This is a genomic window from Paenibacillus forsythiae T98, from assembly GCF_000520735.1.
Lineage (GTDB): Bacteria > Bacillota > Bacilli > Paenibacillales > Paenibacillaceae > Paenibacillus_AQ > Paenibacillus_AQ forsythiae.
The window spans coordinates 1-14419 of record NZ_ASSC01000647.1 but is presented as its reverse complement, the minus strand read 5'-3'; the positions used below and the strand labels follow the sequence as shown (position 1 = coordinate 14419).

Here is a 14419-nt window from a genome sequence, read left to right as displayed (position 1 = left end):
TTCCCCCGCCGCAGCGTCATCGCCGTTTTTTGCAGCCTGCTGAATCATCGCCGCCAGATTGTGCAGTTCATCCTGAACAGCAAACCTCGCGGTCGCGGGATTCTGTGCAAGCAGAGTGAGCGCGCTCTGGTTCTGACCTTCCTGTGCATCAGCGCCTGAAGATACAGCCGAGGCTTGAATCAGCCAACCCTGAAGCGCAGCCAACAGCGCAGGATTCAATTCAATGTGTTCGTCCAGCTTCTCAAGCCCGGGAAGAATTTGGTCCAACAGTTCCTGGCCCGTCACTCCTGCCATTTCGCCATCCTTGTCTGCTTCACCGGAAACTGCCGTCATCAAGCGATTCAGTAAGGCAGCAGCCGTATTACCATTGGAAACCGCCGCTTCGGAAGCCGCGCCAGCCATTGATTGCACCAGAGTCTGGGAGAATATCGCGTTTGCCCCTTCGGTTCCGGAAGATCCCGCAGAAGCGGTCGTTTTGACATTTAGGCCTTTGCCTGATGAAATCATTTGAAATGTAAGACCCATCATTCTTCACCTCCTTTCAAGTATAATCCTTATTTGCCGCCCATCAGACGGTTTACAATTTTGGCGGTGACTCCTTTTGTATCACTCTTGGTCATCTCGGCTAAAATGGAAGACCGCACGCTGTCATCTACGGTGCTCAGAATGGTAATCACCTTATCCGGACTGATGCCGTACATATCGCTTAGCAGCTTCGCTGCTTCGGCGGCGGGCATTGAGGAGAAGGTCTGGCCCAGCTTTTCCTTATTGAGATTGGTGGTACTGCTGCTCGAAGCGCTTGATCCCGCCGAATCTTTATTCAGTCTGGACTGAAGGGCTGCAATAGCCATATCGGAAGAATTGGCTGATTCTTTTAGCTTTACGGACACGTCAGCCGCAATTTTCGGGTCCATCTTTTCCAAAATGGCTGTCTTGCTGTCATTATTCATTCCGCTGAGCAGCTGAACCACTTCTTCCGTCGTCATATTTTGCATAATCGCCGCTGCTTTGGATGCCTTCATTCCCGCATAAAGCTTGGTCATTGCGGCTATCTCTTTCTCGTGGTCGTCCTCAGCTTCCGCCTGCTCCTGGGTGCTGGCGGCCTGCTGCATATCGTCAATCTGCGTCTTTAACGCCTGAACCTGCTTGTCCTGCGCAGCCTTTTGCTCATTCAGCTGTTTTACCGTCTCTTCCTGTTCGGTCAGCTTGGACTTTAGCTCCTTGATGGTTGCTTCCGAGCTTGCCTCCTGCTTCTCCGGCTGCTCTGCATCCCCGGCGGCATCCCCTTTTGGATCGGGGATCCATTTATTCACGAACGGAATTTTGTTCGCTAATTGCAGCGCGTCGTTTCTGTAATCCATATTCAAAAGCGTCAGCAGCACTCCAACTAGAACAAGCGTGAAAATAATCGGAATCATCAGAAACAGAAACCGCTCAAACTTGCCTGCCGCCCCTTCGTTTTCAAGCTCCATATCGTTTGTTGCCACTGGTGAATAACCTCCAAACGTCAGAGGGGCTTCATCGCGAAGCGGACGGTCGCCATCTCATCCAGTTCGTTTTGTTCCCGCAAATTCATATTTTGTTTAAAAATGCCGAGCGCCTTTTCCCTTGCTTTCAGCCAAATCTTCTCATCCAGAGCCTTGGTGTTGAGATTATCCTGCTTTCTGGAGACTTCTTGATGCGCCTGGTTGATTTCGCCTTGCTTGCGGGCAATACAGTTGTCCAGATAGTCCACATAATCCTGCATTTCCCGGATCACCGCCATGGGCGCTCTCCGCTCTGCCTCAGCCTGAAGCGCAAGTAAAATCTCATTGCGCTGATCCATAAGTTCAACCAGGCTTTTCTCCCGCGCCTGCAGTTCCCCAAGCGCGTTTGAGAGCATCCACTCCGCCTGTGTTTTTTCATTGCCTTTCAAATCGACAACTTTCTGGAAACTATAGTGAAATCTCATAAATCAAATCAACTCCTTGAGAACTGGGAAATTAAGATTTGTTGAACTTCGGCCAGTGTTGTCTTCTCGTCTACCTTCTGTTTCGCGAACTCCCAAATGCTGTCAATATAATGCAGCGACTCATCAATCTGTGCATTGGAGCCTCTCTGATAGGCGCCTATATTAATCAAATCTTCCGATTCCTTGTAAACGGACATCAACCGTTTTACGTTCTCTGCGGCCTCAAGCTGGTCCAATGGCGCAATATCCTTCATCACCCGGCTGATGCTTGCCAATACATCGATCGCCGGAAAATGCCCTTTATTCGCAATGCTCCGGTTAAGCACGATATGTCCGTCCAAAATTCCGCGAACCGCATCGGCAATCGGTTCGTTCATATCGTCTCCGTCGACCAGCACGGTATAGAAAGCCGTAATCGACCCGGTCGGCCCCGTTCCTGCGCGCTCCAGCAATTTCGGCAGACTGGCAAATACGGAAGGGGTATATCCCCTCATCGCAGGCGGTTCCCCGACGGCCAGACCTACCTCGCGCTGTGCCATCGCATATCGTGTGACCGAATCCATCATCAGCATGACATTGAGTCCGCGATCCCGGAAATACTCGGCGATAGTGGTTGCGATCAGCGCCCCTTTAATCCTGATGAGCGCCGGCTGGTCAGACGTCGCCACGATGACGACCGACCGCTGCAAGCCCTCCGGACCGAGATCGCGTTCGATGAAATCAAGAACTTCTCTCCCGCGTTCTCCGATTAGTGCGATCACATTCACATCGGCCGAAGTATTCCGGGCAATCATCCCCATCAGCGTGCTTTTACCAACGCCCGAGCCTGCAAAAATACCGACCCGCTGCCCCTTGCCAATCGTCAGAAGTCCGTCAATCGCCCGCACTCCAATGCTGATTGGCTCCTGTACCCTGGGCCTGTTGAGCGGATTCGCCGGGATATTGAAAGTCGAACTGTACGGCATCCGCGCCGGTATAATCGAACCGTCCAGCGGCTGTCCGAGACCATCAAGCACCTTGCCGAGCAGTTCAGATCCTACTTGCACATTCAGCGGCTTCCCTGTGCCGACCACATCGCAGCCGGGTCCGATCGCCTGCAGCTCGCCCAGCGGCATCAGCAACACCTTGTTATCGCGAAAGCCGACAACCTCCGCCTTGAGCGGTCTGCTGCCCTTGGCAGGGTAGATATAGCATACGTCTCCTATGCTGGCATCCGGCCCTTCAGACTCGACCATCAGCCCGATTACCTGAGTAACCTTGCCGTTGATTCTTACCGGATCGATGCTGCGAAGCTGCTCCCTGTATCTCCGGGCGTCAAGCATTGCCTTCCCCATTTCTCTGTCCTTCGTTATCCAAAGCGACCCTGATCAGTTCCTTCTTGATCTCCTCAAGCTGGGTATCAATTCTTGCGTCCACGCTTCCCAGCGACGAACGTATTACGCAGCCATGATCCGTCACCGTCGAGTCGGGCAAAATCTGAAGCTCGGCCTGCGAATCGATAGCCAGCGTAAGCTCCTCGCGCGCCGCGTTTACAAAGGTAAACTGTTTGGGGTTCACGCATAGAGAGATAATCCCCTGCTCCCGCTTGCGGGCCAGGTTTCTCTTGATGAGATCAATCGTAAACGCCGGCTCCACCGTCAGCTGCTTTTCCACAATTTTCTCGGCAATGTCGCAGCTCAGTTCAACCAGGAAAGGCTCGGCTTCCTGAATGATCACATCACGCGCCTTATAAGCTTCCAGCAGGACGGCCTGAGCCTCCTCCATTACATTAGCCAGCTTGACCTTCATTTCTTTCTCCGCCTGCAGCAGACCCTCATTGTAGCCCTGGCTATAAGCCTCTGCTTTTACCGCTTCGGTTAGGTGTTCATCCTGCTCCCTACGGCTCCGCCACCATTCTTCGGCTTCGCTGTGCGCTCTCTCGATGATCTGTTCCGCCTCAAGAGAGGCACCCCGCACCTGTTCCTCGGCAAACGCCTTTGCGTCTTGAAGCATTTGTTTGCACGTCTGTTCGGCAGCCTTGAGAGCGGGATCGTCATTGCGCGGTTCGCCAATTTCCTCCGACTGGATTTCTTCTTCGGCAAGACCGGCATGCTGCCGTGCCAGCTCCAATCTTTTAAGCGCCTCGACAGGAACATATTGGGAGTGTTTGATCAACCTAGACAATAATGTCATCTCCTCCACCGCGGGCTATGATGATTTCACCTGATTCCTCCAGCCTTCTAATGGTACTCACAATACGGGTTTGAGCTTCCTCCACATCACGAAGCCGCACCGGACCCATGTATTCCATTTCTTCCCGGAATGTTTCCGCCATGCGTTTGGACATATTTCGGAAAATGACATCGCGAACTTCCTCGCTTGCAACCTTAAGCGCAAGCTGCAAATCCGCATTCTCGATATCGCGGATAATACGCTGAATGGAACGATTGTCGATGTTGACGATATCCTCGAATACAAACATTCTCTTCTTGATTTCTTCCGCCAACTCGGGGTCCTGGATTTCAAGCGAATCCAGAATCGTACGCTCTGTCCCCCGGTCCACACCGTTCAGAATCTGTACAATCGATTCGATGCCGCCTGCATTCGTATAATCCTGAGTAACGGTAGCCGAAAGCTTCTGCTCCAGAACTCTCTCAATCTGGGAAATGACCTCCGGCGAGGTACTGTCCATCACAGCAATTCTTCTGGCCACCTCAGCTTGCTTCTCCTGCGGCAGAGAAGAAAGAATTGCAGCCGCCTGTTCAAAATTAAGATAGGAGAGTACAAGGGCGATCGTCTGCACATTTTCGTTCTGAATGAAGTTCAAAATCTGATTCGGGTCCGCCTTGCGGGCAAAATCGAACGGTCTGACCTGAAGCGTCGCCGTAAGACGGTTGATAACTTCAAGCGCCTTCTGCTGGCCCAGGGCCTTCTCCAGAATTTCCTTGGCATAGTTGATGCCGCCTTGCGAAATATACTCCTGGGCCAGACAGATTTGATGGAACTCCGACAAGATCAATTCCTTCTCGCCGCTGTCAACCTTTCGGACGTTTGCGATCTCCAGCGTTAGCTGCTCAATCTCCTCGTCTCTTAAATGCTTGAAAATTTGCGCCGAAACTTCCGGCCCTAGTGTGATGAGCAGGATTGCGGCTTTCTGACGACCGCTAAGCCCCTGCTGTGCAGCCTTTGCCATTCATTCACCTCTGTTCGTCTGCAAGCCAGGTGCGCAGCAGATTGACGAACTCGTCCGGCTTTTTCTTGGCCAGGCTTTCCAGCTGCTTGCGCACTTGACTCTCATTCGTTACGCTGTCCAGATTAATGGACGGGAATTCGGTTGGCATCTGAAGCGGAACGTCTTCATCTTCCGGTTCTTCATCTGCATTATTGCGGCGGCGCCGATAGATAACATATCCAATGCCTGACCCTACGAGCAGTGCCGCTGCGGCGATCGCCCATATCATCCAGTTCGGAAGACCTTGGGACGCTTGAGCTGCAGCCTGTGCGCCGAAAGGTTGGGAATAGACCGAAACTTTTTTGATCAAGTCTGCATCGGCATAGGCAGCCCCTGAATCGGCGAGAGAAGCCCTGACAATGTTAACCAAAATATTCCGGATGGCATCCGAGGTATTCTGATCCAAAGTTGTTTGTCCATCGGGTGGTTCAACCGCAACATTAATGGTTAAATCTTTTACAGTATATGGACTTGCAATTATGTCTCTCGTTATTTTGTTCACTTCAAAGTTTCTTGTCTCGGAAGACTCCTCAGATGAAGTGGTTCCGGAATTCGTGCTGGTCGGATACCCTTGTACATCGCCGGTTCCGGTTCCCGCGACCCCTCCGTCCGTGCTTCCTTGTCCCGAATACGAATTGCTTATAATTTGGGAACTGATTTCGATCCCTCTCATATTTTCAGTGTCAACAGGCGTAACCAAATCTTCTTTTCGGGTCTCTTTGTCGAAGTTCAGCTTGGAAAAAACGAGCACATCGACTTTATCAGGTCCCGTAAGAGTGCTGAGGAACGCTTTGACATTCTTTTTCACTTCGTCCTCAAATTTCTTCTGCAGGGCGAAGTTCTCTTCGACTTGGCTGGAAACGCCGGCTTGTCCGCCTCTTGCAGTCGGCATAAGCTCAGTCTCATTATTCGTAATCGTAATGTTATCGATTGGCAAATTCGGCACAGCCGTCTTAACCAGATTGAAATAGCCGTCGACATTTTCCTGGGAGGGTCTGAAGCCCGGTTTAAAGCTCAGTACCACGGAGGCCGAAGCCTTCTCCTGGTCATTCTGGGTGGCGAACACCGTTTCCTTTGGCAGATTGACGAGAACCTTGGCGTCCTTAACTCCCTGCATCCTGCGAAGAAGCTGCTCCACTTCCCCGTTAAGAGCGTTATTATACTTGACATTAAACTCATTGTCCGTCGTTCCGATCATGGATGAGCTTTGGTCAAAAATCTTATAACCGATAGAGCCGTCCTGAACGATCCCCTGCGATCCGATATCTACTTTGGCGCGGGCGGCGTCCGTGCTCGGAACGGAAATACTCTGCCCATCCGGACTTAACCGGTAACTGATGCCCGCCGACTCCAGATAGTTTATTACTCCGGCGGCATCCGTACTGTCCAAATCCTGAAAAGCAACCTCATATTCAGTCTTCGTAAGCTGTATCGTCGCTGCGACGATGACAAATATAATGATAAACAGCGTGGAGAAGAAAATAATTTTCTGCCTGGCGCTGAACCTATTCCAATACTGGGAGAGCTTGTCCCTGTACTGGGCAAATCTTTCATTCACAGTGTCACCCCATCCGAAACCAAGCTAGGATTATTTAGATCTGAGTTCTCATAATTTCCTGGTAAGCTTCAATTGCTTTGTTCCGGACTTGGGTGGTCAGCTGCAAGCTCAGCAGAGCCTGCTGTGAAGAAATCATCGCTTCATCCACATTCACTTCTCCCAGGACAAACTTGTTGCTCATATCTTTCGCAGTTTGCTCCTGAGCTGCCACTTGATTCAGGGCATCCTCAAGATAAGATCCGAAGCCTTTGACGGTGTCCGAAAGACCGGCCGCTGATTGCGTCTCTGTCGTCTTCATTGCAAGCGGCTTGATGCTTTGTGCTCCAATAGTCAAATTTTGTATCAATGTTTCTCCTCCTAGAAATCATACGCCAAAGTACCGGCTTTCACAGACACTTTGGAAAATTTGTACTGAATAATTACCTTCCGATTTCAAGCGCTTTGGAAACCATCGATTTGCTGGCGTTAAGCATAGTTACATTGGCTTCATAGGAACGGGAGGCGGAGATCATGTCCACCATCTCTTTCGTTACATCCACATTGGGCATATAGACATACCCATTCTTATCGGCATCGGGATGGGTCGGATTATACACCGGCTTGAGCGGCGAGGAATCCTCTATAATTGACCTGACGCTAACGCCGTCCCTTCCGCTGTTCATCTTGGAGTTCAGAATATTGGAAAAGCTATCGTTCTGTTTCGACTCCAGTACGACAAGCTTGCGCCGATAAGGCACCGCTTTGCCGTCGACCACCGACGCCCTTGTCGTTTCCGCATTGGCAATATTGGACGAGATTACGTCCATTCTAAGCCGCTGCGCGGTCAAGGCAGACGCGCTAATTCCCAGACTGCTGCCGAAATTCATACCTCACTATCTCCCTTCAGTCGCCGTTCGCATCATCGACATTTGACTGTTCAACAGCTGAACGTAAGAACTGTATCGGAGCTGGTTCTCTGCGCTAAGCACCATTTCGCGGTCAATGTCAACATTGTTGCCGTTATTGTTCATAGACGTGCTCTTGTCAGCCTGGATTACCGGTGAGGGTACTTTGCCTGTCAGTCCGAATGGAATGTGACGGGAATTCGTCACTTTGGCTCCAAGCTTAGGTTGAAGTCCTCTTTCCTGCTCGCGCAAAAAACTCTCAAAAGAGACATCAGAGCGCTTGAAATTAGGCGTATCGACATTTGCCACATTATTAGCCAATGAGTTTTGTCGCATGTTGGCGGCGTCAATGCCCTTTTGCAATCGCAGGAAACTAAGAGAATTCAGCAAACCCATAATTTTCCCCCTTCCAAAGCTATCATAGTGAAAAGAATTCCACAACTCTTTCTGAAAATCCTTCCCATTCGACAATATTTGATTAAAAAATGTTCGCTGCTAAGCAAAAACCCAAGGAAAATGCTCGACATTATGAGACATAATTAAGGTTTTTTAAGCATATATTGATTCTCATAGAATTTGTATAATATTACAATAAGAAAATAGCCCTATCTTTACAAATAAGATAGGGCTAGAATCATTTTTTATCCATATTTATCCATCTAATGTCCGAAATATCCTTGTTAGATCCATATATTCCTTTAAAATTACTTATTTTGTCTTTTAATTATTTTTTGCCTGCTACTTCTTTCCTAGAACTCTTCCATCGAGGGGCAGTTACAAAATATATTGGCTCAGGTCCCGATCCTGTGCGATGCTTGCGAGCTTCTCGCGAACATATTCGGGGGTAATGAGCATTTTTTCGAGCGTCAGCTCCGGAGCCTCGAACGAGAGGTCCTCCAGAAGCTTTTCCAGAATGGTGTGCAGACGCCGGGCCCCGATATTCTCCATGTTTTGATTGACCGTCGCCGCAATTTTGGCAATTTCGTAGATCGCCTCGTCTTGAAACTCCAATTCGATATTTTCGGTAGCAAGCAAATGGGAATACTGCTTGGTCAGCGCATTTTTCGGTTCTGTGAGGATGGATACGAAATCCTCCAGGGACAAGCTGCTGAGTTCCACGCGAATGGGAAAGCGGCCCTGAAGCTCAGGAATCAGATCAGACGGTTTGGCGACATGAAAAGCCCCTGCGGCCACAAACAGCACATAATCGGTCTTGACCGGGCCGTATTTCGTCATCACGGTCGATCCTTCGACGATCGGCAGGATATCCCTTTGCACGCCTTCCCGGGAAACATCAGGACCCGCCCCTTTGCCCTGGCTCGCCACCTTATCAATCTCATCGATAAAAATAATGCCCGATTGCTCCGCGCGCGCAACGGATTCCTGGATAACGTCGTCCATATCAATCAGCTTGTTCGCTTCGTCCTGAATCAGCACTTTACGTGCTTCGCGAACGGGCAGCTTGCGCTTCTTGGTCCGTTTCGGGAGCAGATTTCCGAACATCTCCTGCATATTCATCCCCATCTGGTCATTGCCCTGTCCGGCGAACATGTCCAGCATGGTGGGCGCGGTGTCTTCGACATCAATCTCGATGATATCGTCCTCCAGCTGCCCGGCAAGCAGCTTAAACCGGATGCCCCGGCGGCTTTCATTCAAGGCCGCGTCGCCTTCCGAATCATCGGCCTTCGCTTCCTCCTGGCCGCCATTTCCGCCAAACAGCATTTCGAACGGGTTGCGCTGGGCCTTGTTCTTGGAGACGGAAGGCGCGAGAATGCGCACGATCCGTTCATTGGCCAGTTCCTCCGCGCGGTCCTTGACCTTGTCGGTGCGCTCAAGCTTGACCATCCGGATAGCGGTCTCGACGAGATCGCGGACCATAGACTCCACATCGCGTCCCACATAGCCGACTTCGGTAAATTTCGTGGCCTCCACTTTGACGAACGGAGCATTCACCAGCTTTGCAAGGCGTCTGGCAATCTCCGTCTTGCCGACGCCCGTAGGCCCGATCATCAGGATATTCTTCGGTACGATTTCGTCGCGCAGCTCTTCGGACAGCTTGCCGCGACGGTAGCGGTTGCGCAGAGCGACCGCCATCGACTTCTTGGCCTGCTTCTGGCCTACAATATACTTATCCAGCTCGGCTACGATCTGCCGGGGCGTAAGCGATTGATTCGCCATCTTGATTCCTCCACCTCTCTGGCGGGCTTTAAGCCTGCAATTGTTCGACGATAATATTGGAATTCGTATAGACGCAAATCTCGGAAGCGATAGTAAGCGCTTCCTTTGCGATATCCGCCGCGCTTAAATCCTTGGCATGGCGCTTTAGCGCCCGGGCGGAAGCCAGGGCGAAATTCCCCCCGGAGCCGATCGCCAGCACATCGTCGTCCGGCTCGATAATCTCTCCGCCGCCGGATATGAGCAGCATGCCATTCTTGTCCATCACGATCATCAGCGCTTCAAGTTTGCGCAGGACACGATCCTGGCGCCAATCCTTGGCCAGTTCAACCGCAGCGCGCTGCAAATTGCCGTGATGCTCCTCCAGCTTGCCTTCAAATTTCTCAAACAGGGTGATCGCGTCGGCAACCGATCCGGCGAATCCGGCGATCACCTGCCCTCTGTATAATCTCCGCACCTTCTTGGCGGTCGTCTTCATAATGACATTCTCTCCAAAAGTAACCTGACCGTCGCCAGCGATAGCCGCTTCACCGCCATGCCGTACGGCGCAAATGGTTGTTGCATGAAAGCTCGGAATCATGTTCTTGCCTCCTTCTGGAATGCTCAGCAAAAGCTTCAGGTCTCTTGCAGGAACTCGGAACAGATGCCATGCGGCAGACCCATGCGGTCCGCGAATCCGGCCAGACTGTCCAATGCACGATTCGCAAGAAGCTCATTCTTCTCCTTCTTGTTGCGGATTCTGCGTTCAGGCTTCGGCAAAAGACCGAAATTGGCGTTCATCGGCTGAAAATGCTTGGCATCGGCCGTCGTGATATAAGCCGGCATGCTTCCAAGAACCGTATCCTCCGGGAACACAAGCGGCTCCTCATCTAGTGCGATTCTGGCCGCGTTAATCCCGGCTATCATGCCCGAGGCCGCCGATTCGACATAGCCTTCCACACCTGTCATCTGGCCGGCAAACAGCAGCCGCTCGCGTCCTTTCAGCTGATAGGTCGGATGCAGCAGCTTCGGCGAATTGATGAACGTGTTGCGGTGCATGACCCCGTAGCGAACATACTCCGCATTCTCCAGACCAGGTATCAGAGAGAAGACCCGCTTCTGCTCGCCCCATTTCAGGTGGGTCTGAAACCCTACGAGGTTATAGAGCGTTCCTGCGGCGTTATCCTGGCGCAGTTGAACGACGGCAAAGGGCAGCTTGCCCGTATGGGGATTGACGAGTCCCACGGGCTTCATAGGGCCGAACAGCGCCGTCTGCTTGCCGCGTTTCATCATAATCTCGATCGGCATGCAGCCCTCAAAGTAAATTTCCTTCTCGAAATCCTTGAGCGCAGCCGTTTCCGCAGAAACGAGCGCATCATAGAATACGTTGAATTCCTCTTCCATCATCGGACAGTTGAGATAGGCGGCTTCGCCTTTATCATAACGGGAAGCCAGATACACCTTGTTCATATCAATCGAGTCCTTCTCGACGATCGGAGCCGCCGCATCGTAGAAGTAAAAATACTCCTCGCCCAGCAGCGCCTTGATCTCGGAAGACAGCGCCGGAGAGGTCAGCGGACCTGTCGCAATCACCACAATCCCTTCCTCCGGTATATGCGTCAATTCCTCATTTATAACTTCGACAAGCGGGTGCCCGTGGAGCGCCGCCGTAATTTCGCCGGAAAATCCGTCGCGGTCGACGGCAAGAGCGCCTCCCGCCGGTACGGCATGCTTGTCAGCGGCCCCCAGCACAAGAGAGCCTAGACGCCGCATCTCCTCTTTCAGTACGCCAACCGCATTGCCAAGTCCGTTCGCGCGCAGCGAGTTGCTGCATACAAGCTCGGCGAATTGATCTGTATGATGAGCCGGCGTCTTTACGACGGGCCTCATCTCATATAATTTGACCGGCACTCCCCGCGATGCGAGCTGCCAGGCCGCTTCACTCCCGGCAAGTCCCGCGCCGATTACCGTCACCGGAGCGGGACCGCCTGTTCCTTGCTTAGCTGTATCTGTCAACTTTTACACAACCTCCATAAGTCTATCATGCTGAATTTATACTGTGGAGCAGTTATTCCGCCGTTTCCTCTTCGCTGTCCTCCAGACTCTCGGTGTGGTCGCAGGACGTGCACTGCAGCCTTGCTCCTTGTTTATTCCGTTTCTCGATCATCCAGGAGCCGCAGTCGGGGCATAGTTTGGAGGATGGTTTATCCCAGGAGACAAAGTCGCACTCGGGATACCGGTCGCAGCCGTAGAAGACGCGCCCCTTCTTGCTGCGGCGCTCCACGACCTTGCCTTCGTGGCACTTCGGGCACCCCACTCCGATGTCCTTGATGATCGGCTTCGTATTCCGGCAGTCGGGGAAGCCCGAGCAGGCCAGGAACTTGCCGAACCGTCCCAGCTTGTAAACCAGGGGCTTGCCGCATTTCTCGCAGATTTCGTCCGAAACCTCGTCTACAATCTCGATCTCTTTCATTTCCTCTTCCGCCACTTCAAGGCGCTTCTCGAAGGAATTGTAAAATTCGGCAAGCACCTTTACCCAGTCCTCCGCGCCTTCTTCCACATGGTCAAGATCGCCTTCCATATGAGCTGTAAATTCGACGTCAAGGATTTCCGGGAAGAACTGCTCCATTTGCTCGATGACCAGTTCACCCAGCTCGGTGGGCATGAATTTCTTTTCTTCAATGGCGACATAACCGCGTTTCTGAATGGTTTCGAGAGTTGGCGCATAGGTGCTGGGACGTCCGATGCCGAGTTCCTCCAGCGTCTTCACAAGACGCGCTTCCGTGTAGCGGGGCGGCGGCTGCGTAAAATGCTGCTTGGGCTCGATTTCCTGCGAAATCAGCTTATCTCCGGCCTGAAGCTGAGGCAGATACTTCTCTTCTTCCGTTGTGCCGTCATCATTGCCTTCCACATACACCTTCATAAAGCCTGGAAAGGCCACCTTCGAACCGACGGCGCGGAATATGACCCCACCCGCCGCAATGTCCACAGACAGCGTATCCAGCCGGGCCGAAGCCATCTGGCTGGACACAAAGCGCTCCCATATCAGCTTGTATAGCCGGAACTGGTCGCGGCTTGTAAACTCTTTCACGGTCTCCGGTTCGCGCATCGCCGAGGTTGGGCGGATCGCTTCATGCGCGTCCTGGGCTCCGGCCGCTTTCTTCGAGTATTGACGCGGCGATTCCGGCAGAAACTCTGCGCCGTACTTGCCGGAGATCAGCTCCTTGGCTTCCTCCTGCGCCGTCGCGGATATCCGTGTGGAGTCTGTGCGCATATACGTAATCAGACCGACCGTTCCTTCTTTTCCAAGCTCCACGCCTTCATACAGCTGCTGGGCGACCGACATCGTCTTCGCAGCCCGGAATCCGAGCTTGCGAGCCGCTTCCTGCTGAAGGGAGCTGGTCGTGAAGGGAGCGGACGGATGGCGCTGTCTTTCCTTTTCTTTTACTTCGCTGACGATGAAATCGGCGCCTTCAATCGCCTTCAATACTTCCTGTACGTCGCTCTCGCGTCCAAGTTCCTTTTTCTCGCCGTTTAATTTGTAGAATCTGGCGTCAAATACGGAATCCCGGATACCAAGCTTGGCTGTTATGGTCCAATATTCCTCCGGGACAAACGCCGAAATTTCATTCTCCCGGTCCATAATGATTTTAACGGCTACCGACTGCACACGCCCCGCGGACAGCCCCTTTTTGACTTTCTTCCATAATAAAGGGCTTATTTTGTAACCGACGAGCCGGTCAAGGATGCGCCGCGCCTGCTGGGCGTTGACGAGATCCATATTGATTTTGCGCGGGGTCTTGAAGGCATCCTTCACGGCCTGCTTCGTAATTTCGTTGAACACGACTCGGCAGTCCTGTGTATTGTCCAGTTCGAGCGCATGCGCCAGATGCCAGGCAATCGCCTCTCCTTCGCGATCCGGGTCAGCCGCCAGATAGACTTTTTTCACTTTTTTACTTGCGTCCTTCAGCTCTTTGAGCACCGAGCCTTTGCCGCGAATTGTAATATATTTGGGATTAAAGTCATTCTCGACCTCCACGCCAATCTGGCTTTTGGGCAGGTCGCGAACATGTCCCATGGATGCCTTTACAATGTATTTACTGCCCAAATATTTGCCGATGGTCTTCGCCTTGGCTGGCGACTCGACAATGACCAAAGAATCAGCCACACAATCGTCCCCCTAAAAGTTCGGTCAAGCGTAGTCTTCATTGAATTTTTTCGTAAAATTCACTCCCGAAGCATACGCCATAACCTCGAACTTCTCTATTATATAATCTTATATACAGCGCCCGGTAAGGATGTTACCGCTTTTTTTATGATTAAAGATAACAGAACCGAATGCAAATGTCCAAAATCCAGGCCGCTTTTCTCCAGCAGCTCATCCAGTGAACACGGGCCCTGATGCAGTATATGGTATAGGCGTGACTCGTCACTTGTCAAATTCTTTTCACTGCACAGCCCACCATTCCCATCGTTTCCGGCGCCCGCAGCTGATGAAATATTCTCAGGCTCAGGCAGCAGATCGGCGTATTCCGCCATGATATCAGCCGCGCTCGTAACAACAGCCGCTCCCTGTTTGATCAGCTCCAGCGCACCTCTGCTTTTGGGGGAAGTAATCGGCCCGGGGACGGCAAAAACATCCCTGCCCGCCTCAAGCGCGG

14 protein-coding genes and 1 pseudogene are annotated in these 14419 nt (G+C 52.0%); all 15 read right to left on the bottom strand.

The genetic code is table 11. The features are described from left to right. Positions 1 to 528, bottom strand: a pseudogene (locus tag L692_RS0120090) (hypothetical protein); the annotation flags it as partial. A 26-nt stretch (positions 529 to 554) separates the two neighbouring features. Continuing rightward, a complete protein-coding gene (locus L692_RS0120085; RefSeq protein ID WP_025701838.1) occupies positions 555 to 1487 on the bottom strand; it encodes a MotE family protein in 933 nt (310 codons plus the stop codon). Positions 1488 to 1507: 20 nt separating this feature from the next. After that, positions 1508 to 1951 (bottom strand): flagellar export protein FliJ, encoded by a 444-nt coding sequence (fliJ, locus tag L692_RS0120080; protein ID WP_025701837.1) that lies wholly within the window; start codon positions 1949 to 1951, stop codon positions 1508 to 1510. A gap of 8 nt (positions 1952 to 1959) precedes the next feature. Then, on the bottom strand, positions 1960 to 3273 hold the full coding sequence (fliI, locus tag L692_RS0120075) for a flagellar protein export ATPase FliI (RefSeq protein ID WP_025701836.1): 1314 nt from the start codon (positions 3271 to 3273) through the stop codon (positions 1960 to 1962). After that, positions 3266 to 4114: a FliH/SctL family protein gene (locus L692_RS0120070; RefSeq protein ID WP_025701835.1), complete on the bottom strand. Its 849-nt coding sequence runs from the start codon at positions 4112 to 4114 to the stop codon at positions 3266 to 3268. The genes fliI and L692_RS0120070 overlap by 8 nt, the downstream gene beginning before the upstream one ends. Beyond that, positions 4107 to 5123, bottom strand: a complete 1017-nt coding sequence (gene fliG, locus L692_RS0120065; RefSeq protein WP_025701834.1) for a flagellar motor switch protein FliG — start codon at positions 5121 to 5123, stop codon at positions 4107 to 4109. Before fliG ends, L692_RS0120070 begins: the two co-directional genes overlap by 8 nt. A gap of 4 nt (positions 5124 to 5127) precedes the next feature. After that, the gene (fliF, locus tag L692_RS0120060; RefSeq protein WP_025701833.1) at positions 5128 to 6720 is read right to left on the bottom strand and encodes a flagellar basal-body MS-ring/collar protein FliF; all 1593 of its coding nucleotides are present in this window, start codon (positions 6718 to 6720) and stop codon (positions 5128 to 5130) included. Positions 6721 to 6754: 34 nt separating this feature from the next. Then, the gene (gene fliE, locus L692_RS0120055) at positions 6755 to 7066 is read right to left on the bottom strand and encodes a flagellar hook-basal body complex protein FliE (RefSeq protein WP_025701832.1); all 312 of its coding nucleotides are present in this window, start codon (positions 7064 to 7066) and stop codon (positions 6755 to 6757) included. A gap of 73 nt (positions 7067 to 7139) precedes the next feature. Continuing rightward, positions 7140 to 7586: a flagellar basal body rod protein FlgC gene (gene flgC / locus L692_RS0120050; RefSeq protein ID WP_025701831.1), complete on the bottom strand. Its 447-nt coding sequence runs from the start codon at positions 7584 to 7586 to the stop codon at positions 7140 to 7142. 6 nt (positions 7587 to 7592) lie between these two features. After that, positions 7593 to 8000, bottom strand: a complete 408-nt coding sequence (gene flgB, locus L692_RS0120045) for a flagellar basal body rod protein FlgB (RefSeq protein WP_025701830.1) — start codon at positions 7998 to 8000, stop codon at positions 7593 to 7595. Between the two features lie 378 nt (positions 8001 to 8378). Next, positions 8379 to 9782, bottom strand: coding sequence for an ATP-dependent protease ATPase subunit HslU (hslU, locus tag L692_RS0120040; protein ID WP_025701829.1), 1404 nt, complete (start codon positions 9780 to 9782; stop codon positions 8379 to 8381). A 28-nt stretch (positions 9783 to 9810) separates the two neighbouring features. Next, positions 9811 to 10359: an ATP-dependent protease subunit HslV gene (gene hslV, locus L692_RS0120035; RefSeq protein ID WP_025701828.1), complete on the bottom strand. Its 549-nt coding sequence runs from the start codon at positions 10357 to 10359 to the stop codon at positions 9811 to 9813. A 35-nt stretch (positions 10360 to 10394) separates the two neighbouring features. Then, complete coding sequence (gene trmFO, locus L692_RS0120030; RefSeq protein WP_025701827.1) at positions 10395 to 11774, bottom strand: FADH(2)-oxidizing methylenetetrahydrofolate--tRNA-(uracil(54)-C(5))-methyltransferase TrmFO; 1380 nt, start codon at positions 11772 to 11774, stop codon at positions 10395 to 10397. A 52-nt stretch (positions 11775 to 11826) separates the two neighbouring features. Next, positions 11827 to 13926, bottom strand: coding sequence for a type I DNA topoisomerase (topA, locus tag L692_RS0120025; protein WP_025701826.1), 2100 nt, complete (start codon positions 13924 to 13926; stop codon positions 11827 to 11829). 98 nt (positions 13927 to 14024) lie between these two features. Further along, a partial coding sequence (locus L692_RS33040) for a DprA-like winged helix domain-containing protein (protein WP_025701825.1) occupies positions 14025 to 14419 on the bottom strand: 395 nt, incomplete at its 5' end.